Origin of the sequence: Burkholderia sp. Bp9090 (genome assembly GCF_003857985.1) — a bacterium.
In the GTDB taxonomy this organism is placed as follows: domain Bacteria; phylum Pseudomonadota; class Gammaproteobacteria; order Burkholderiales; family Burkholderiaceae; genus Burkholderia.
This window is the reverse complement of sequence record NZ_QTPV01000029.1, coordinates 1-19,250: the sequence shown is the minus strand read 5'-3', so window position 1 is coordinate 19,250 and position 19,250 is coordinate 1. Positions and strand designations below refer to the sequence as shown.

17 protein-coding genes and 1 pseudogene are annotated in these 19,250 nt (G+C 62.8%); 3 read left to right on the top strand and 15 right to left on the bottom strand.

Annotated features, from left to right (window positions below; translation table 11 throughout):
- Positions 1 to 23: 23 nt before the first annotated feature.
- The 9 genes from tssA to DIE16_RS23670 form a co-directional block, all read right to left on the bottom strand.
- Entirely contained in the window at positions 24 to 1,145 is a 1,122-nt protein-coding gene (gene tssA, locus DIE16_RS23710) for a type VI secretion system protein TssA (RefSeq protein WP_124487871.1), read from the bottom strand.
- A gap of 44 nt (positions 1,146 to 1,189) precedes the next feature.
- Complete coding sequence (gene tssH / locus DIE16_RS23705; protein ID WP_124893531.1) at positions 1,190 to 3,859, bottom strand: type VI secretion system ATPase TssH; 2,670 nt, start codon at positions 3,857 to 3,859, stop codon at positions 1,190 to 1,192.
- A gap of 40 nt (positions 3,860 to 3,899) precedes the next feature.
- Positions 3,900 to 5,000, bottom strand: a complete 1,101-nt coding sequence (gene tssG / locus DIE16_RS23700) for a type VI secretion system baseplate subunit TssG (protein WP_124667624.1) — start codon at positions 4,998 to 5,000, stop codon at positions 3,900 to 3,902.
- Positions 4,964 to 6,799, bottom strand: a complete 1,836-nt coding sequence (gene tssF / locus DIE16_RS23695; protein ID WP_124487868.1) for a type VI secretion system baseplate subunit TssF — start codon at positions 6,797 to 6,799, stop codon at positions 4,964 to 4,966. Before tssF ends, tssG begins: the two co-directional genes overlap by 37 nt.
- Positions 6,800 to 6,876: 77 nt before the next feature.
- Entirely contained in the window at positions 6,877 to 7,362 is a 486-nt protein-coding gene (tssE, locus tag DIE16_RS23690) for a type VI secretion system baseplate subunit TssE (RefSeq protein ID WP_044845929.1), read from the bottom strand.
- A 62-nt stretch (positions 7,363 to 7,424) separates the two neighbouring features.
- The gene (locus DIE16_RS23685) at positions 7,425 to 7,928 is read right to left on the bottom strand and encodes a type VI secretion system tube protein Hcp (RefSeq protein WP_006477093.1); all 504 of its coding nucleotides are present in this window, start codon (positions 7,926 to 7,928) and stop codon (positions 7,425 to 7,427) included.
- A 70-nt stretch (positions 7,929 to 7,998) separates the two neighbouring features.
- Complete coding sequence (gene tssC, locus DIE16_RS23680) at positions 7,999 to 9,489, bottom strand: type VI secretion system contractile sheath large subunit (RefSeq protein ID WP_006751237.1); 1,491 nt, start codon at positions 9,487 to 9,489, stop codon at positions 7,999 to 8,001.
- 15 nt (positions 9,490 to 9,504) lie between these two features.
- Entirely contained in the window at positions 9,505 to 10,020 is a 516-nt protein-coding gene (gene tssB, locus DIE16_RS23675; RefSeq protein ID WP_059465242.1) for a type VI secretion system contractile sheath small subunit, read from the bottom strand.
- A 44-nt stretch (positions 10,021 to 10,064) separates the two neighbouring features.
- Entirely contained in the window at positions 10,065 to 10,706 is a 642-nt protein-coding gene (locus tag DIE16_RS23670; protein WP_124522218.1) for a M48 family metallopeptidase, read from the bottom strand.
- A gap of 376 nt (positions 10,707 to 11,082) precedes the next feature.
- Here DIE16_RS23670 and tssJ point away from each other — a divergent pair, with 376 nt between their 5' ends.
- The 3 genes from tssJ (at position 11,083) to icmH (ending at position 13,922) form a co-directional block, all read left to right on the top strand.
- On the top strand, positions 11,083 to 11,694 hold the full coding sequence (gene tssJ, locus DIE16_RS23665; protein WP_044845932.1) for a type VI secretion system lipoprotein TssJ: 612 nt from the start codon (positions 11,083 to 11,085) through the stop codon (positions 11,692 to 11,694).
- A 102-nt stretch (positions 11,695 to 11,796) separates the two neighbouring features.
- Positions 11,797 to 13,143, top strand: a complete 1,347-nt coding sequence (gene tssK, locus DIE16_RS23660) for a type VI secretion system baseplate subunit TssK (RefSeq protein ID WP_124487867.1) — start codon at positions 11,797 to 11,799, stop codon at positions 13,141 to 13,143.
- A complete protein-coding gene (gene icmH / locus DIE16_RS23655; RefSeq protein WP_044845934.1) occupies positions 13,140 to 13,922 on the top strand; it encodes a type IVB secretion system protein IcmH/DotU in 783 nt (260 codons plus the stop codon). Before tssK ends, icmH begins: the two co-directional genes overlap by 4 nt.
- Before the next feature lie 145 nt (positions 13,923 to 14,067).
- Here icmH and DIE16_RS23650 read toward each other — a convergent pair whose 3' ends face one another.
- The 6 genes and pseudogenes from DIE16_RS23650 to DIE16_RS37445 form a co-directional block, all read right to left on the bottom strand.
- Positions 14,068 to 14,385: a hypothetical protein gene (locus DIE16_RS23650; RefSeq protein ID WP_124893530.1), complete on the bottom strand. Its 318-nt coding sequence runs from the start codon at positions 14,383 to 14,385 to the stop codon at positions 14,068 to 14,070.
- Between the two features lie 545 nt (positions 14,386 to 14,930).
- Positions 14,931 to 15,209 carry a hypothetical protein gene (locus DIE16_RS23645; RefSeq protein ID WP_124893529.1) on the bottom strand — a complete coding sequence of 93 codons (279 nt, stop codon included), beginning with the start codon at positions 15,207 to 15,209 and terminating at the stop codon, positions 14,931 to 14,933.
- A gap of 533 nt (positions 15,210 to 15,742) precedes the next feature.
- A complete protein-coding gene (locus tag DIE16_RS23640) occupies positions 15,743 to 16,018 on the bottom strand; it encodes an immunity 53 family protein (RefSeq protein WP_124893528.1) in 276 nt (91 codons plus the stop codon).
- A 337-nt stretch (positions 16,019 to 16,355) separates the two neighbouring features.
- Positions 16,356 to 17,416 (bottom strand): annotated as a pseudogene (locus DIE16_RS23635) (RHS repeat-associated core domain-containing protein); the annotation flags it as partial.
- A gap of 55 nt (positions 17,417 to 17,471) precedes the next feature.
- Positions 17,472 to 18,122 (bottom strand): hypothetical protein, encoded by a 651-nt coding sequence (locus DIE16_RS23630; protein WP_124893526.1) that lies wholly within the window; start codon positions 18,120 to 18,122, stop codon positions 17,472 to 17,474.
- Between the two features lie 12 nt (positions 18,123 to 18,134).
- A partial coding sequence (locus DIE16_RS37445) for an RHS repeat-associated core domain-containing protein (protein WP_148095396.1) occupies positions 18,135 to 19,250 on the bottom strand: 1,116 nt, incomplete at its 5' end.

The window sequence follows — 19,250 nt, the reverse complement described above, 5'->3', positions numbered from 1 at the left end:
CTCTCAGGTCAACAAGCGGCGGCTCACGACTGCTCGTCGGGCCTCACCCCCAGCAGCTCGCGGATGTGCGACAGCGACCCGTCGTCCTTCACGACGCTCTCGAGCCACTTGTGCAGCGGCATGTCGGCCCATTCGGCGGCCTTGTCCGCGAGATACGCGACCGGGCTGTGCGGCTCGGTCTGGCGGAAGTAGCGCGCGACCGCACGAAGCTGGTCGACGGCCTGCGCACGGTTCTGGATGCCGGCGATCATTTGCGTCACCGGCGGACGCGGAGCGGTCTGCGACTGCACATGGGTCTCCTCGGTGTGGAACGCGTCGCCGAAGCTCGGCTCGATGCGCTCGGGCTGCGCCTGCGGCGCCGACGGTGCATGCGGCGCGCTGCCCGTATAGCCCTGCTCGCGCGCGAAGCGCTCGACGAGCCGGTACACGGTCTCGAACGCGTCGCGCGTCTGCCGGAAGCTCGGCGCCGAATCGCCGGCGCGTTCGACGAGCCGCTCCTCGAACGCGTCGAGCGAGATTTCGAACGCCTTCAGGTTCGCGAGCAGCGTCGTGTAGAACGCGATCGACGTCACGCGCCGCGACGCATCGACCTGCTCGACCGACGGCTTGCCGCGCGCGATGTCGTCCGCGTGTTCCGGATCGCGCTTCACGGCCTGCGCCACATGCTGCGCGACTTCCCAGTCGAGCGTGGTGAACGCGTTCGATGCGCCGTCGGTCACCGGAATGCCGCGCAGCAGCTCGGCCGTGCGGCCGGACAGCCACGCGACGTTGCCGAGCCGGTATTCGACGTCGTCGCCTTCCGGCAGCGGATGCACGGTGTCCCAGTAGTCGCGGCACAGGCCTTCCAGCAGCGCATAGCCTTCGGTGAGGCCGGTGATGCCGTCCTCCAGCGCGAGCGCCTCGGTCAGCCACACGGCGAGCCGCAGGTCCTTGGTGCGCGTGCGCAGCAGCGCGCCCGCGTGATCGACGACGAAGCCCCAGTCGGCCTCCTTGATCTCGGTCACCCACTCGCCCTGGTCGAGCGTCGGATCGTCGTAGCGCCGCGCGTCCTGGATCGCGTCGAATTCGTTCGAGAACAGCAGGTCGTCGCCGCTGGGCGATGCATCGCTGATCGGCGTCAGCAGCTCGGGGAGATTGATCGGCATGGTTCAGTGAATCCGTTGATGCATGAGATGTCGCGTGCGGGGGCTCATTCGACCGTATAGGCGAATTCGCCGGCCTCGTCCGCGCGCACCGCGATGCGCGCGATGGCCGCGCCGTCGGCGATCCGGCCGAGCACGTGGCCCGCGATCTCCGGCAGCAGCGTGCCGTTCAAAATGTGGTCGACGTTGCGGGCACCCGAATCGACCTCGGTGCAGCGCGCGAGCACCGCGTCGACGAGCGATTCGTCCCACTCGAACGCGGCCTTGTGGTTCGCTTCGATGCGGCGACGGATCCGTTCGAGCTTCAGCTCGATGATCTCGGCCAGCACGTCGTCGGAAATCGGGTAGTACGGCACGACCTTCATCCGGCCGAGGAACGCGGGCTTGAACGTCTTGTACAGCTGCGGGCGCAGCGCCTCGGCGAGTGCGTCCGGATCGGGCAGTTCCTCGGCCGGCTTGTTCAGGCACGCCTGCATCACCGCGGCCGATCCGACGTTCGACGTCAGGATGATCAGCGTATTGCGGAAGTCGATCTCGCGCCCTTCGGCGTCGTCCATCGTGCCCTTGTCGAACACCTGGAAGAACATCTCGAGCACGTCCGGGTGCGCCTTCTCGACCTCGTCGAGCAGCACGACGGAATACGGGTTGCGGCGCACGGCCTCGGTCAGCACGCCGCCCTCGCCGTAGCCGACGTAGCCCGGCGGCGAGCCCTTCAGGCCCGACACGCTGTGCGCTTCCTGGTACTCGCTCATGTTGATCGTGACCATCTTGCGCTCGCCGCCGTACAGGATGTCGGCCAGCGCGAGCGCCGTCTCGGTCTTGCCGACGCCCGACGGCCCGACGAACATGAACACGCCGCGCGGCTTGTTCGGATCCTCGAGGTTCGCGGTCGCCGTGCGCACGCGTTGCGCGATCGCATCGAGCGCATGGTCCTGGCCGATCACGCGCGCGGTCAGCAGCGGCTGCAGGTTCAGCACGGTGTCGATCTCGTCCTTCACCATCCGGCCGAGCGGAATGCCCGTCCACGCGGCGACGATCTCGGCGACGACGTGGCCGTCGACCTGCAGCGGCACCATCGGCTCGCCGCCCTGCAGCGCGTGCAGCGCCGCGACGCGTTCGGCCAGCTTCTCGCGCGTGGCCGGCACGTCGACCGGCTCGCCGTCTTCCGACGGACCGCGCGCCCGGTCGAGCATGTCGCGCAGTTCGGTGATCTCGACGACGATCGCGCGCTCGGCTTCATAGCGCGCCTCGTCCTCGGTCAATTGCGCGAGCGCCGTGTCGCGCGCGCCGCGCAGCTCGCCCAGGCGCTCGTCGTGCGCGGCGCCGCCCGCCGCCTCGCGCTCCAGCGACGCGATTTCCGCGTCGATGCGCTCGATGCGCTTCTTCGTGTCGTCGATCGCCGCGGGCGTCGCGCTGTGCGCGAGCGCGACCTTCGCGCACGCGGTGTCGAGCACGCTGATCGCCTTGTCCGGCAGCTGGCGGCCGCTGATGTAGCGATGCGACAGGCGCACGGCCTCGGTGATCGCGTCGTCGAGGATCCGCACGTTGAAGTGCTTCTCCATCAACCCGGACATCCCGCGCAGCATCGCGGCCGCGAGCGGCTCGCTCGGCTCCTCGACCTTCACGACCTGGAAGCGCCGCGCGAGCGCCGCATCCTTCTCGAAGTACTTCTTGTATTCGCTCCAGGTCGTCGCGGCGATCGTGCGCAGCTCGCCGCGCGCGAGCGCCGGTTTCAGCAGGTTCGCCGCGTCGTTCTGGCCGGCCTGGCCGCCCGCGCCGATGATCGTGTGTGCCTCGTCGATGAACAGGATGATCGGGTGCGCGCTCTTCTTCACCTCGTCGATCACGCTCTTCAGGCGGTTCTCGAACTCGCCCTTCACGCTCGCGCCGGCCTGCAGCAGGCCCATGTCCAGCACGTGCAGCGCGACGCCGCGCAGCGGCGGCGGCACGTCGTCGGCCGCGATCCGCAGCGCGAGACCCTCGACGACCGCCGTTTTGCCGACGCCGGCCTCGCCGGTCATGATCGGGTTGTTCTGGCGACGACGCATCAGGATGTCGATCGCCTGGCGAATCACGGCTTCGCGGCCGATCACCGGGTCGATCTTGCCGTCACGCGCGCGCTGCGTGAGGTTGGTCGTGTACGTGTCGAGCGCGGGCGTCTTCGACGGGCCGGCCGCGGGCGCGGCGCCGTCGGCGGCCGGCGCGACGTCGCTGCCTTCCGCATCCGCCTGGCGCGGCTCGGCCTCGCTCGAACCGGCCATGATCTCGTCGAACTTGTGCTTCAGGTCCGTCACGTTCATTTCCGCGAACTGCGACGACATGCGCTGCGCGAACTGCGCGAGATCGGGCGCGGTCAGCAGCGCGAGCAGCAGATGCCCCGAACGGATGCGGCCGAGCTGCGAATCGAGCGATGCGATCAACCAGGCCTGTTCGAACAGCGCGATCAGGTGCACGGAAAACACCGGCGTGCGCGTGTTGCCCGTCTTCAGGCGCGTGAGTTCGCGCTCGAGATCGGCGCGCAGCGCATGCGGATCGACGCGGCTCGCACGCAACGCGAGCGGCAGGTCGCCCGTCGCCTGGTCGAGCAGCGCGAGAAACAGATGCTCCAGATCGACCTCGTAATGGCCGCGCGCCAGGCACGCGCTCGCCGCGCGCTCGGTCGCGTGCCGGCACAGCGGGTTCAGTTTCGTGATCAGGGTCTTCAGGGGCGTGCTCATGGCGTCGATCTCAGGTTCGATTGTTTGTTGTCGTTCGGAATCAGTGAATCACGTGCAGTTCATAGCGGGCGTCCGAGCGGTCGTCGGCTGCGTCGCGGGTGCAGAGGAACGCATCCCAGCCGAGCCGCGAGCCTGCGCCGAGCACGCTCGCGCCGACCTCGGTGCGTTTCAGCACGAGCTTCACCTCGTATTCGAGCGTGACGCCGGCGAGCAGCGTCAGCATCCGCTCGAGCGCGACGGCCTGCGCGCCGCCGGGCAGGAACGCCTCGTAGTCGCGCTTGGACAGCGGGCCGACGACGATCCGCGCGCGCATGTCGCGCTGCCATACGCGTTCGCCGACGAGCGCCGTCGCGCCGAGCACCGCGTTGACCTCGCCGAGCACGCTCAGCTGGTCGGGCGGCACGTCGTACCACTTGCCGACGAACTGGTCGATCTTCACCGGCACGCGGAAGTAATCGGACAGCGTGCGCTGCAGGTAGGCGGCCGACATCGGCCGGTGCCGCGCGGCGAGCGCGTAGCCGGCGACGGCCTCGTCGAGCACGCCGCCCGCGCCGGCCGCGAGGCTGTCGCGCACCTCGTCGCTCGGCACGCCGGCGATCGCGAGCAGGAGCGGCAGGTAGCGCTCGTCGCGGTCGAGTTCGTAATGGAACGGCAGCCGGTATTTCTTCCACGCCGCGTAGAACAGCGCGGTCGCGCGGTTCGAGAACACGTCGAAGAAGGCGCGCGCCGCGTGGTCGCGCTTCAGGTGCTCGCGCGCGACGATCTGCTCGGTGTAGTGCAGCGGCAGCGCGCCCTGCCCGCCGAGCAGCCCGAAGAATGCGGGTGTCAGTTCGACGTGACCGAGCTCGCCGGCCGCGAGCGCGGCGCCGCGATCCTCGCCCGAGTCGAGCAGCGTGCCGTCGTCGTCGAACGAGCGGGCGCCTTCGATCTCGCTCGGCGGAAAGCCGAGCGACAGCGTGTTACGGAATTCGATGCGCTGCGCGACGACGTCGCCCTGCCGCCACGCGCCGGGGGCATCGGACGCCTGCCGCGCGAACAGCCCTTCGAGCACGCGCACCGCCTGGAAGAACTCGAAGCGGTGCGGCTCGTCGAGCAGCGCGTCGACTACGCCAGGATCGATTCGCCGGTGCGGGGCTTGCATCGAATGATCTCCTCGCCGGTGCGCTTCGACACCACGACTAGTTGAACGAAACTGTTGAGATGGACGTACAGCCCGAAGAAGCTGTCGAGCACGCGTACGAACGACGCGAGGCTCGCGCCGACGAAGTGCTCCTCGTCGATCGTCAGGCGGATCTCGATGCCGCGCACGAAGGTCGCGAACGGCTTGCCGGGCAGCCACTGCACGGCGCCGCGCTGCTCGACGCCGGCGAGGCCGTCGATCTGGCGCATCGACACGGCGGTGCGCCGCAGGTCGTACAGCGTCAGCATTTCCTTGAGCGGCGCGAGCCCGTGCGCGACCAGCGACACGTGGTTCAGCGCGAGATGCGACACGAGCCGCCAGTGCGCGGCGCGGCCGCGCTCGAAGCGCACGCTCTGCGTCGGGCGCCGCAGCATCGAGATGCCGCTCGTCTGCGCGCCGCCTTCCTGGAACAGGTCGCCGCCTTCGAGGCCGAATGCGAGCATCGCCGGCAGGTCGCGGTTCGTGCAGGTGAGGTCGAGGCTCAGCGTGTCGGTCTGCGGCGAGGTCGGCTCGAAGTCGATGTCGACGATCGAGATCTCGGTTTCGTAGCCGGGGCTTTTCTGCGCGACCCAGTCGTTGCGGCGCGCGAACCAGTAGTGACCGATCCGTGCCGATTCGCCGTGATGCAGCGAATAGAACGGCCGGAACTCGATCACCGATTCTTCATGCGCCTGCTGCCGGACGAGCTTCACCGAATCGATCGAGTACACCTCGTACGCGAACGCGCGGCGCGCTTCGGCGATCACCGGGTACGACACCGCGCGGTGCGTGATGCGGATCGGCTCGCCGTGCTGGCGGAACAGGTTGACGATCGGCGTGCAGAACAGCCGGAAATGGCTGGCCGTCAGCAGCTCGAGCAGCCGCGCGACGTGCGAATCGCTGCGCACGTCCTGCAGCACCAGATGCAGCGTCGCGCGCTGGCAGCGGCCCGACGCGCGCGCGATCGCCGCAAGATCGAAATCGACGAAATCGAACTTGTCGGGGAACGCGAAGTATTCGGTGAGCAGGCGATACGCGGGGTGCGACTTCGCCGGGTAGTCGATCAGCGCGTCGTCCTCGTCGAAGCCGGCGTGCGCGATCGGCAGCTTGCGCAGCGCGGTCCAGCGGCCGTTGCGCTCGGGCTCGACGTACGCGCCGAGCACATTGACGAACAGGCAGTCGGTCAGCGCGGCGACGAACGACTGCTCGCCGTGCAGGTGCGCGCGCAGCGTCGGCAGCTTCAGCGCGCCGAGATCGAGCTGCGCGGCGAGCGATTCGAACGTGATCGAGATCACGCCCGTCGCGTTGGACGGCAGCACCGTCGCGCTCGGTGCGAGCGCGACCGGCGTGTAGCGCGCCTCCGAGATGCGGATCGGCGCGAGCGTCACGTCGTACGCGGTGCGGAACCGGCACTGCACGCCGCGGATCGGGCGGCTCTTCAGCTCGGTGCCGCGGTCGATCACGACCGGTTCGGTCTGCTGGCCGGGCGACGCCGGCGTGAACTGCGCGATCGAGCACGACGGGAACGGCCGCAGGTAGTGCGGATACAGCACTTCCAGCAGCGCTTCGGTGAATTCCGGGTAGTCGTCGTCGAGCTTCTTGTTGATGCGCGCGCCGAGCAGCGCGAACGACTCGATCATCCGCTCGACGTGCGGATCCTCGCAGTGCTCGCCCGACAACGCGAGCCGCGCGGCGATCTTCGGATAGCGCTCGGCGAAATCTCGCGAATAGCGCCGCAAAAACGATAATTCGCGCTCGTAATACGGCAGCAATTCTTCCATCGACGACCCCGAACCTCAATATTTCCTGCCGGACCCTGATCCACCACCGGGCGGTCCGGCCCGCTCGGCAGCTCGATTCACAGCATTCTGGCCGCGCGTGCGCGCGTGACCGAATACTGCAGCGTCGACGGCTGCAGCATCGCATCGAAACTCACCGGCTCCTCGGCCGGGTGCACGACGAGCAGCGCCTGGATCGCGAAGTAAAGCGCGTTGGTCGACTGCTCGTTCAGCTCGAACGTCACCTGCACCTGCTGCAGCCGCGGCTCGTGGCGCGCGATGGCCTGCTGGATCGACTTGCAGATGAACGCGCGGTCGTAGTGACTCGCGAGGCTCAGCCCCGCGAAATCGTTCAGCCCGTAGGTCAGCACCGACTTCTGGCATTCCGGCAGCGCGGCCAGCTCGATTTCGGTGTGCGCGATACGGGTGTTGAGGATCGCCTCGACGTCGCGGGCGACCGTGTTCTTGAGCTCGTCCAGCGACAATTGCCGCATCGCGGCCGAGGCCGGCAGATGCGGTTCGTCGTCGAACAGCTTGTCGAGAAAACTGGGTTCGAATCTTTTCATCGGCCGGCGTGCACAGCGAAAACGGCAACGGGACGCCGAGCGCCCCGTTGCCGCAACCGACCTTAGACCGCGTAGGTCTTGTCGTTCTTCGTCAGGCTCCAGGCGCCTTGCGTGTTGCCGCCCTGGTTGCCGCCGATCTTCTGCTGGGTCTGCTTCCACTGCACGGCCGCGTACTTCAGCGAGAACGTCTCGAGCGGCAGACCTTCTTCGCGAACGCTCGGTGCGATGCTCGAGATGATCACGTACTTGAGCTTCACTTCCAGATACTGCACGCGCTTGCCTTCACCGTCCGCGCGCGAGAAATGGACCGTCACTTCATCGAACGTGGTGCCGCCCGACGCGTGCTGATACAGCAGCGGGCTCGACGAATCGATTTCCTTCGTGAAAATCATGTCGCCGTGCTCGCAGCGCGTCATCGTGTGACCGCCTGCGGTCGATGCCGTTGCCGAACGCGGCTGAACGATCGAGTGATCCCACGATTTCAGCTCGATCCAGCCTTGATGGTCCTTGTCCGCGGATTCACCCTTCACCGCCGGACTACCAAACTGCAAGTGCATATGTAACATGGCCCTTCGACTCCCCAAAGAGGTGGTTTTAACGTCCTACCCAGGCGGCCCGCCCGGGCGATTTACTCGCTTATGAATTTGCCGGTTTGGGCAGATCAGCGACAAGTCGCAGAGAAATCGAGAGTTCGTCGAGCTGAAAGTGCGGACGCAGGAACGCGACCGAACGATACGAGCCCGGCTTGCCCGGAATCTCCGACACTTGTATGGATGCCTCGCGCAGCGGAAATTGCGCCTTCTGTTCCTGAGACGCGTTGTCGTCGAGCAGGACGTACTGCGAAATCCACCGGTTGAGGAAAGTCTCTACGTTCTGCGCCGATGCGAAGCTGCCGATCTTGTCCCGCATCATCGCCTTCAGGTAGTGCGCGACGCGCGATACCGAGAAGATGTACTGAAGCTGGGCGGACAGGACGGCGTTCGCATTCGCGCTGTCGGTGCTGTATTTTTTCGGTTTCTGCACCGATTGCGCGGCGAAGAACGCAGCGTAATCCGAGTTCTTGCAATGCACGAGCGGGATGAAGCCGAGGTCGCTCAGCTCCTTCTCGCGGCGATCGGTGATCGCGATTTCGGTCGGGCACTTCAGCGCGACTTCACCGTCGTCGGTCTTGAACGTGTGGGTCGGCAGGTCCTCGACGAGGCCGCCGCCCTCGACGCCGCGGATCGCCGCGCACCAGCCGAAGTCGTCGAACGCGGCCGTCAGGCGTGCCGCGAAGGCCCACGCCGCGTTGCACCACAAGTACTTGTCGTGCTCGGTGCCGTCGACGTCCTCGACGAAGTTGAAGTTCTCCGCCGTCTGGCCGTCCTTCGGATTGAACGGCAGGCGGCCGAGGAAGCGCGGCAGCGTGAGGCCGACGTAGCGCGAGTCTTCCGAATCGCGGAACGACTTCCACTTCGCGTATTCGACCGTGTCGAACACCTTGCCGAGATCGCGCGGCTTGCCAAGGTCGGAGAACGACTCGAGGCCGAGCAGCTCGGGCGACGCCGACGCGATGAACGGCGCGTGCGCGGCCGCCGCGACGTGCGACATCTGCTCGATGAAGTACATGTCTTCCGGTTGGCGCGAGATCTCGTAATCGCCGATCAGCGCACCGAACGGCGAGCCGCCGAACGTGCCGAACTCTTCTTCGTAGACCTTCTTGAACAGCGCGCTCTGGTCGAACTCGCTCGCGCCCTTGAAGTCGCGCACGAGGTCGCGCTTCGGTGCGTGCAGCGCCTTGATCTTGATCGTCTGACCGGTGTTGCTTTCCTTGACCAGGTAATCCATCCCGCGCCACGTGCTTTCGAGACGCTGGAATTCCGGCGCGTGCATCACCGCGGACAGCTGCGTGGAGATCAGGCGATCGAGTTCCGCGACGCGCGCGTCGATCGTCGCCGACAGGTTGTCCGACACGATCACCGTGCCGTCGAGCACCTGGTGCACGAGTTCGCCGATCAGGTCCTTCGCACGTGCATGCTCGGAATCGGATTTCGCGACCTTGCTCTTCTCGACGATGTCGTCGAGCAGCGAAGTCCCGGCGGCGTATTCCGCGCCGCTCGCTTGGGCCGCAGCCGTTTGCTGGTTCATCTCAACACTCCGTCGTCATTCGCCGTCTTTGTCGCCGCCGGTGCCCTTCGCGAGCTCCTGCAGCTGCTGCGTGTTCTTCAGCACTTCGGACAGCAGGTCCTCGAGCTTGTCGTTGCCGGCGAGCTTGTTGCGCAGGTCGGCGAGCTTCGAGCGCGCCTCGAGCAGGCGGCGCAGCGGCTCGACCTGTTCGACGACTTCATCCGGGTTGAAATCCGACAGCGAACGGAACTTCAGGTCGACCGCGAACTTGCCGCCTTCCGGGCTCAGGCGGTTTTCCACCTGGAACGCGGCACGCGGCTCGATCGCCTTCATCACGTCGTCGAAGTTGTCACGGTCGATGTTGACGAACTTGCGGTCGCGCAGCTTCGGCTGCTCGACTTCCGACTGGCCCGCCAGATCGCCGACGACCCCGACGACGAACGGCAGTTCCTTTACCTCGATCGCGTCGCCCTTCTCGACCTCGTAGGTCAGCTGGACGCGCGGCGGCCGTATTTTCTGCAAGCTTTTCTGAATGCTTTCTTTCTTGGCCATCTCGACGGCTCCCAGGTTAGTTGTGGTTATCGCGTCAGTTGCGGTCAGTTGCGCAGTGCGCTGAATGGATCGGCGCCGCCCTTCTGCGGCGCGGTGTTGCCCGACGCCGTCGGCGTGGTGGCAGCACCGGCGGCGACCTCGGTTGCAGCGCCGGCGCCGGCCTTCGGACGGTGAATCTGGCGACGCACGACCTTGCGCGTTTGCGCCTTCTGCTCCGGCGGGAACAGCGCCGATTCGCCGAGCGTGTCGCGCAGCTGCTTCGCGAGCGCCTGCGCGTCCGACTTCGCATCGCCCGCGAGCGACGAATCCTGGCGCAGTTCGCCGAGCGACTGCGTCGCGATCCGCAGCCCCGCGACCGCGAGCACGCTCTTCGCCTGACGGTCGGTCGCGTCGCGCTGCAGTGCTTCCTGCGCGGCGACGATCGCCTGGCCGTAGTGGTTCTGGGCAAACTGGATCTGCGCGATGCGCGACCACGGCTCCTCGCGCGTCGGATCCGACTTCGCGAGCTGCTGGTACAGGCCGAGCGCCTTGTCCTGGTCACCCGATTTCGCGACGGCGTCCGCATCGGCCAGCGACTTGTTGAACACCTCGGCAGACGGCGGCGCCGGCGGCTGGCTCGCACAACCGGCGATCACGCCGCAAGCCAGCACTACCCCAGAAAGTTTTGCGAAGAGACGGTCTTTCATCGTTATATCCACCGGCGCGTGAGTATTAAAATCGTTGAGAATCTGGTTCTTTTGCTTTGCAAGAAGCGCGCGGGTATAGTACCGATCAATTTTTCATAATTCAATCGCTGCGTGCAGAGTAATTCCTTTTAAAATCGTGCGCCCCCCTCGAAACGCCTCTGGTAGCGGCTCGCCGACGGCTTTCGCATCGACCGGAATGTGCAAGTTTTACTTGGCTTGCAACGCTTTGCGCGAACGACGGAAAAAATTTCCGAAGGCACGCTGCCGGGCGCGTGTGCTTAATAGTTGAACGGCCGATACGCCGGGGATTCGCGGCGAACGCGGAAATACCCGGCAGTTTTGACAGGGGAGTTAAAGGCGGCACGCCGTAAACACGATGAGATCGTCCATGATTCGCTATGCGCTGCCGCTGATTGCCTGCGCGCTCCTGGCCGGATGCGCGGCCGCCCCGCTGCTCGGCTCCGCCGCGAGCGCCGTCATGCAGGCCGCCGGCGTCGGCAAGCCCGACGTGCCGGATGCCCAGAAACCGCCGCGCAACATCGGGCTCACGCTCGCCGCCGCGCCGAACCTCAATGCCGCGAACGATCACAAGCCGCTCGCGTTAGTGGTCAGGCTTTACGCGCTAAAGGATCCGACTTCGTTCCAGCAAGCGCCGTTCGATGCATTCACCGATCCGACCAAGGAAAAGGCTGCGCTGGGCGCCGATCTGCTGAACGTGCGTGAAATCACGCTGATTCCGGGCCAGCGCTATACGGCAACCGAAAAGCTGTCGCGCGAAGCGCAGGCATTCGGCATCGTCGCGCTGTTCCGCGATCCCGCAATCCAGCGGTGGAAACTGACGTTCGACCCGGCAAAGTCGGAGAAATCCGGCATAATCATCGGCCTGCATAATTGCGCGATGACGGTCACCGACGGCTCTGTCATCGCACCGCAACAGGGTGCGCCTTCGCAACCGCTGAATTTGCTTTCGTCGGTGACCTGCGGTTAAACATGACGCACGAATGTCATTTAACAAGAGTTAACAAAATGGCGATTAATTCGGGCACGAACAAATCGATTACATCGCAACGCGACATTAACCGGATTTGACATGAGTTATTCGGCCAAGGTGCTGTGGGGGGAAGGGCTGTTCCTCCGGCCTCAACACTTTCAGCGGCAGGACGCGTACCACGAGGCGCGCCTGTTCGAATCCATCCAGGCGATCCAGCCGTACAACTGGGGCGTGCGCTCGGTGCGCATCGACCGCGATGCGCTTGGCAGCAACGTGCTGCGCGTGGCCGAACTCGCGCTCGTGTTCCCGGACGGCGCGCTTTACGCCGCGCCGCAGGCCGACGACCTGCCGCCGCCGATCGCGCTCGACACGCTGCCCGACGGCATCAACGAATTCGTGTTCTACCTCGCGCTGCACCCGCTGCGCGAGAACGGCACCAACTACAGCGACGATCCGGCCGCCGGCTTCATGACGCGTTTCGTCAGCGAGCAGACGAGCGTCGCCGACAACTTCACCGACGCCGCCGAAGCCGACATCACGTTCCTGAAGACGCAGGTCAAGCTGATCGCGCACAGCGAGCCGCGCGACCAGCTACTGTCGGTGCCGCTCGTGCGCGTGCGCCGCACCGCGACGTCCGGCTTCGAGATGGACGACAGCTTCGTGCCGCCGTGCCTCGCGATCGACGCGTCGCCGATCCTGCACCAGCGGCTGCGCCAGCTCGTCGACGCGCTGCAGGCGAAGGTGAACGCGCTGTACGGTTTTCACCGCGAACCGTCGAAGAACATCATCGAGTTCCGCTCGGGCGACATCGCGTCGTTCTGGCTGCTGCACACGGCGAACGCCGCGTTCGCGACGCTCGCGCACCTGCACCAGCACGCGGCGCTGCATCCGGAGCGGCTGTTCCAGGAACTGCTGCGCCTCGCGGGGCAGCTGATGACGTTCTCGAAGGGCTACACGCTCGCCGACCTGCCCGTGTATCGCCATGACGATCCGGGTCCGAGCTTCGCGCGTCTCGACCTGATGCTGCGCGAGCTGCTCGACACCGTGATCTCGACGCGCTACTTCGCGATCACGCTCGACGAGGTGCGTCCGTCGTTCCATCTCGGCCGCCTCGATTCGGGCAAGATCGACGACAAGACCGAGTTCTATCTGGCCGTGTCCGCGGACATGCCGAACGTCGAGCTTATCGATGCGGTGCCGGCGCGCTTCAAGGTCGGCGCGCCCGACGACGTCGACAAGCTCGTGCTGTCGGCAATGCCCGGCGTGCGGCTGTCGTACATGCCGCAGGTGCCGCCCGCGATTCCGGTGCGGCCCGGTGCATGCTATTTCCAGCTCGACTCGCGCGGCGCGTTGTACGAGCGCATGCTGCAGGCCCAGTCCGCGATGATCTACGCGCCGACTGGCATCAATGACCTGAAATTCGAACTGATCGCGGTCACATCATGAGCTACGCGCCTTCCCTGTTCGGCGACAACGCGCCGGCCCCGCTGCATACCCCGGCGTCGACCGACGCCGCGTTCCAGGCCCGTTCGCTGCTCGACCTGCTGTACGACGGGTTCTTCATGCTGTTCCTGCTCAAGAACGGCCGCGAGCCGGACAGCGCGAGCGAGTTCAGCACGAAGATCCAGGAGTTTCTGGCGGATTTCGAGCGTGGCGCGAAGAAGCTGAACATCCCGGCCGAGGACGTGTATGGCGCGAAGTTCGCGTATTGCGCGGCGGTCGATGAAATGGTGCTGTCGTCGCAGTTCAAGATCCGCACCGACTGGGAACGCCGGCCGCTGCAGCTCGTGCTGTTCGGCGAGCAACTCGCGGGGGAGAAGTTCTTTCAGTATCTCGAGGAATGTCGCGCGCAAGGCGCGGCGCGGTTGCAGTCGCTCGAGGTGTTTCATATGTGCCTGCTGCTCGGGTTCCAGGGCAAGTATCTGCTCGAGGGGCCGGAGAAGCTCGCGTATCTGACCGCGCGGCTGGGGGATGAGATCGCGCATATGAAGGGCAAGCGGGCGGCGTTTGCGCCGCATTGGCCGCTGCCGGATCAGATCGCGCATCGGTTGAAGCGGGAGGTCCCGGTTTGGGCGATCGGGGCGGTGTTTGCGCTGGTGGCCCTGCTCGGGTATCTCGGGCTCAATACCTATCTCAAGGACAAGACGCTGCAGGCGTTGGCGCCTTATTCGCAGGTGATCAAGGTCGGGCCGGAGTCGGCGAATTTGACGATTTCGTTGCCTTGAGGGGCAGGCTTCGTTTGGATGTTGACGCTTCGTGAAGAAAGGACCGCTCGGCGGTCCTTTTTTACTGTGTTGCGTGGGGCGCGTCGTCGTGCGTCGTGCGTCGTGCGTCGTGCGTCGTGCGTCGTGCGTCGTGCGTCGTGCGTCGTCAGAGCAGAATGAATTCCTCGTTGTCGACGTAGAACACGAACGCGTCGAACAATTGCGCGACGCTCGGTTCGTCGACCTGGTCATGCGCATTGATCACGATGTCCTCGATCGTCGCGCTATTCAGCGTGACGCGCCAGCCGGGTTGCGGTGCGGTAGCGGGCGGCGTGGCGGCTTCGGGGTCGTTGGCGTCTTCGGTGAATGCGCCCTCTGTATCGAGCGTCCAGGGCATCGGCGGCAGGCAGAGCCAACCGGAGAAATCGCCGGGGTGTTCGAGAATGTGTTTCAGCGACGCGGTGGTCGCGGTGATGGTCGACATGGGTATTGCGGTGGTAACGGGACTGGAGTCAATACGCCCGAGCCAAGATGCGGCGGTTGCACAAGTGTGTCTGCGCAGCAGCGGCGCTCGTGTCGAGCAAGGCGTGATTATGCCAAGTTCGTATGCGCGAGGTCGGCTCGGCGGGAGCTATCGGTCAATGAACGGATGCGCTACCGTACCCCCTTATTCACGCGATAGGCGTAATACGGAACATTGTCGACGACGTACGACAAATCATCCGAAAAATATCCCCCGGAGAGATTCATATTCCATTTTAGGATATCCGTCTCCACCCTTCTTCAACCGAAAAAATAATCTTCCGAAGCCCTTGCATACTTACCCCTCAACTATCGTATGACAGTGCGCCCGAGTCCCGAACGATGCTGCAAGGGTTGACTGCTGTTCCGAAGCACAAATTCAACTTTCGCGAAGGCAAAGCGGGAGTCCGTCACGCGAGAGTGATGCCACCATTCGTGGCAACCCAATCATACGTCGACATATTTATATCTCAACCCAAGATCCATCATTACTCGCGCTTGCAAGCACTACTTTCCGATAACAAAGAATGCATCTAAAACCTTGCCCTTCGATTTCAAATTTCTTAGCTGCACGAACTCAGGCGTCGAAAATCCTCTACCTATCTTCAACCCCTCTAGTTTGTGACCTGCATACTCACACACCTCAATCGACAAAATAACTTCCGCACCATCTTTGGTATTTTTAAAGCCGTCATCACTCCCCGCAAAAAACGCGAAGCGAATCACCTCCCCGGTCAACTTATCATTCACCATTTTTTTCGAATTTTTTACCTTCCTTGAGGCCATTTAGCGCACCAAGGAACATCCCCCTCTTTCAAATCAAAGATGAATGAAATTCCACCGCATTCCCACAACACCTCCAACATCATTGACATCCATTATTCCCAGCATCAAGTGGAACTTGCACGTTCTTTGTAACAAGACGATTTCCGTTACCCGTCGCCGCAAGAGCTCAAAACGAACATACGGAGTATCGGGCACAGTGGCGCCGCCACCCCATGACCGCCACTATAATCTGATGGCGTCACGCGAACCTGACGCTTTCCCGGCCCAATCTTCACAAAATCGTCGCACAAGAACTTCGTTCGCTCCTCCTTCAGAGTACCTCTAAAAACAACACGCCGCATTCAGAAATATTTTTATCGACTTATTCGACTTATCCTTTCCAAGCAAATCACAAGCACGACTACGGGATACGTATTTGAGTCCCACTGGATCAATCCAGGCAACCGGATTGGTAGCATATACCCATACTACCCGAACGCCGATCTTCAACTCATCATACAGACAACAAGGGCCGCTCACGCGGCCCTTTGCACTTACCGCAACCAATCTACGACGAGTGCCAGCAGTTCATTGAGATTACCAGGACCGCCGTACCCGACGAATTCCGTTTCGGTCGCCTTCACTGTGATCCAATCGTCTTCATCGCGCTCTGCGTTCATATCGATGGGCTTCCTTCCTGATGCACCGCTTACCTTAACCTTCCAGCCCGGGTTGTCGATATTGGTAATCTCGACGCCATAAGAGTGCTCCCAAATGTCGTTACATTGGGAGGTATACCAGTTTTGCAAAGCATTAATAAGATCACTCATTTGCACAATCCCTTTCGTCTCGCCAACTCCCTTGCAACGCGAACATCTTGTTTAGTCGCAGCCCTTGTAACCTCCGTCTTTTTCGATGTCGTCACCTGGCCGTTTGGTCCTATGTTAATTTTACGAGTCTGAACATGAGGTGTCGGAATATCGGTTCCCGTGGCCTTATCGAAATGCGATGCCCCTTGCAGGTCAATGTGGCCCTGTGTTGTGGGCGTAGAGAACGTTACCGAGTTTTGGTTGATCTGATTGGAAAGTTCTTGGGCCATCTCCGTTGGATCTTTCGGCCCCTGAGACGCGTAATCATTGCAGCTAGGCAAACATTTACGACATTGCTTCGAAAGACCTAACGGATCGACCCACTGCACTGGATTGGGCGCGTACTGGAAGACGTTGATGCCGCCCTGTAACCCGATCGGGTCCTTGCTAACGAAGCGGCCCGATTGGGGATCGTAGTAGCGGTTGCGGTTAAAGTGCAACCCCGTCTCTTCATCGACTTGCTGCCCCTGGAACCGCAGTGAATTCCTCGCCACGATCCCCGCAGCCTTCGACACTCGCGCAACGACCTCCCGCGCTTCACCCCAAGCCTTATACGACGCTTCCCACACGACATCGCCGTCGTCATCCGTCAGCAACTGCGGCGTCCCGATCTGATCGCAGTGGTAATAGAAGGGCACTGCGCCACCCCGCCGCTCCGGCATCTTCTGCAGCGGATCATCTTCCGGCACGTAGCGGTCGGTACTCTTCCACTCCGGCGTCGAGATTCCCTCAACCGGTTCCGCCACATACTGCGCCAGCGGCACAAACGTTCCCGGCTCGTACAGATAGTGTGTGCCACGCTCGCCATCGCTCTCGTACGCCAGCGTGTCGCCATCCCACCCGAACACCGTCCGCTCGCCGTTCACCTCCTTCGCAATACGACGACCGAACGCATCATAGAAATACCGTGACTGACTCTGCCGCGACGCCTCCGCGACCCGCGCCGACAGCAAGCGATTGAACTCGTCCCACTCGTATTCCTGCTCCCCCGCCGGCGTGCGCTTGCGCACCAAATTCCCGCGCGCGTCGTACTTGAAGTGCATCCCCGCATACGTCTTCAGCAGGTTACCCAGCACCTTCGGCACCTCGACCGGCAACGTGCTTTCCAGCCGCACCGGGCTTGAACGGGCGGCCGGCGTTTCGGTGGACCGCACTGGATCAATGATGTTGCTCGCCGGGTCGAATGCAAACCGCTCCTTCGCGACCGGACTGATCGCCTCGATCAGCCGCCCGACCGGATCGTATCGATAGTCCGTCCCGCCCTTGCGACTATCCTCGATCCGCGACAATTGCCCGACCGCGTCATAGCGATACCGCCGCTCGGCGAGGCGCGGGCGATGTCGATCGTCGAACAGATCTTAGACGTGATGTTCGCGCACCAGATTGCCGCAGAACGCTATCAGCAAAGAGTCAACTACGCGCGTGCCCAAAGTGTCGCTGGGCCGGCTGTGATTCGATCTAACTCGCCGGACGATCCATAATGGAAGTCCCACCGAGACTCGCCCGTCCATCCTTTCGAGAACGCAAGCGCAGTTTTCGGCTTTTCATCCACCGAGTATTCAAAAAGATAAATCGAAAATGCCCCACCTTCACCAACAGCGACGTAAACCTTGCGAGATTCATCGAGCGGTTTCATCCGAGCAACACCCGTCACGCGAGACGCGACCTTCTCCGGATTATCAATCCCCTTATGAGTGATACTACACACATCAATTACACCATCGTCTTCGCTGTACAAATCTGCACTGAGCGCTCGAACGGTCTTTTGACCTGGCATGACTGTCACGACATGCTGGCCATTTCGGAAGCCTGCACTGTATTTCCCTAGCCAACGTGCTTCGTCGACACTCTCATAGCGTTTCTTGAGTAACTTTGGCGCAGAGAAACCCTGTCGCTGCTCTTCATATGGAAGACATGAAAAATAGTCACCGGACGAAAATTTCCAATCGTCTATCGAATCCCTGAGCTCAAGATATTGAGGGTAGAGATTCGTCGTTTCATACGACTCAAATTTCTCCCGAAGCATGGCCAACATATTCTCGACCACTGGCTCTTCCAATAACATTTCGCCGACCTCCTAGTCACAACAGCAATTGAACGTCCCCTTCCAACTGCCGCTCTCCATTCGTTGCCCAATATCACGGAGAGCATTTTCAACATTGCCCCCCCTTTTCTCTACGCCCTTAAGTACTTGATATATCAATTTATCATTATCTGTGCCATGAATATGTGCGCCAGCGTGGTAGGTGCCATCCGCTCGCGCAGCTACTCGTCCAGGGTGTCCCGGCACCTGGACCTGAGCATTGCCAGTACCCCACAAACGAGCACCGTTCGACGCGGAGTCGATATCAATATCATTCCGCTCCAAAATTTCGCGTGACTTCTGCACGTGGCTATTTGGGGAGCCCTTGCGGCAATTTTCCTGAACGATATGGTGCGGCGTTTGTCCAGGCTGAAGAGGTCTTCCTGCACGAGCGAGGTTTCGCCCAAGTCGGTCTGCAGTTAGACCGCGAGGATCTATGCTGTCGATCGGATTGACTGAATATTCATACCCATTTGAACCGCCCGCTAGCCCGACCGGATCCGCGGAGGTGAACCGCCCAAATGTCGGATCATAGTATCGATGCCGGTTGTAATGTAATCCCGTCTCCTCATCAACCCGTTGCCCCTGGAATCGCAAAGGGTTCTTCGGTACGACACCCGTCGCCTTCGACACTCGCGCAATGACCTCCCGCGCTTCGCCCCAAGCCTTATACGACGCTTCCCACACGACGTCTCCGTCGTCATCCGTCAGCAACTGAGGCGTCCCAATCTGATCGCAGTGGTAATAGAACAGCACCGCGTCACCCCGCCGCTCCGGCATCTTCTGCAGCGGATCATCCTCCGGAACGTAGCGGTCGGTACTCTTCCACTCCGGCGTCGAGATTCCCTCAACCGGTTCCACCACATACTGCGCCAGCGGCACAAACGTTCCCGGCTCGTACAGATAGTGCGTGCCACGCTCGCCATCGCTCTCGTACGCCAGCGTGTCGCCATCCCATCCGAACACCGTCCGCTCGCCGTTCACCTCCTTCGCAATACGACGACCGAACGCATCATAGAAATACCGTGACTGACTCTGCCGCGACGCCTCCGCGACCCGCGCCGACAGCAAGCGATTGAACTCGTCCCACTCGTATTCCTGCTCCCCCGC

Bases quoted from the DNA above. Each gene is read 5' to 3' on its own strand.
- tssK (WP_124487867.1), top strand. From the start codon at position 11,797: ATGAGTTATTCGGCCAAGGTGCTGTGGGGGGAAGGGCTGTTCCTCCGG.
- tssB (WP_059465242.1), bottom strand. From the start codon at position 10,020: ATGGCCAAGAAAGAAAGCATTCAGAAAAGCTTGCAGAAAATACGGCCG.
- tssH (WP_124893531.1), bottom strand. From the start codon at position 3,859: ATGAGCACGCCCCTGAAGACCCTGATCACGAAACTGAACCCGCTGTGC.
- tssA (WP_124487871.1), bottom strand. From the start codon at position 1,145: ATGCCGATCAATCTCCCCGAGCTGCTGACGCCGATCAGCGATGCATCG.
- tssE (WP_044845929.1), bottom strand. From the start codon at position 7,362: ATGAAAAGATTCGAACCCAGTTTTCTCGACAAGCTGTTCGACGACGAA.
- DIE16_RS23650 (WP_124893530.1), bottom strand. From the start codon at position 14,385: ATGTCGACCATCACCGCGACCACCGCGTCGCTGAAACACATTCTCGAA.
- DIE16_RS23640 (WP_124893528.1), bottom strand. From the start codon at position 16,018: ATGAGTGATCTTATTAATGCTTTGCAAAACTGGTATACCTCCCAATGT.
- tssJ (WP_044845932.1), top strand. From the start codon at position 11,083: ATGAGATCGTCCATGATTCGCTATGCGCTGCCGCTGATTGCCTGCGCG.
- icmH (WP_044845934.1), top strand. From the start codon at position 13,140: ATGAGCTACGCGCCTTCCCTGTTCGGCGACAACGCGCCGGCCCCGCTG.
- tssC (WP_006751237.1), bottom strand. From the start codon at position 9,489: ATGAACCAGCAAACGGCTGCGGCCCAAGCGAGCGGCGCGGAATACGCC.
- DIE16_RS23685 (WP_006477093.1), bottom strand. From the start codon at position 7,928: ATGTTACATATGCACTTGCAGTTTGGTAGTCCGGCGGTGAAGGGTGAA.
- DIE16_RS23670 (WP_124522218.1), bottom strand. From the start codon at position 10,706: ATGAAAGACCGTCTCTTCGCAAAACTTTCTGGGGTAGTGCTGGCTTGC.
- tssF (WP_124487868.1), bottom strand. From the start codon at position 6,799: ATGGAAGAATTGCTGCCGTATTACGAGCGCGAATTATCGTTTTTGCGG.
- DIE16_RS23645 (WP_124893529.1), bottom strand. From the start codon at position 15,209: ATGGCCTCAAGGAAGGTAAAAAATTCGAAAAAAATGGTGAATGATAAG.
- DIE16_RS23630 (WP_124893526.1), bottom strand. From the start codon at position 18,122: ATGTTATTGGAAGAGCCAGTGGTCGAGAATATGTTGGCCATGCTTCGG.
- tssG (WP_124667624.1), bottom strand. From the start codon at position 5,000: ATGCAAGCCCCGCACCGGCGAATCGATCCTGGCGTAGTCGACGCGCTG.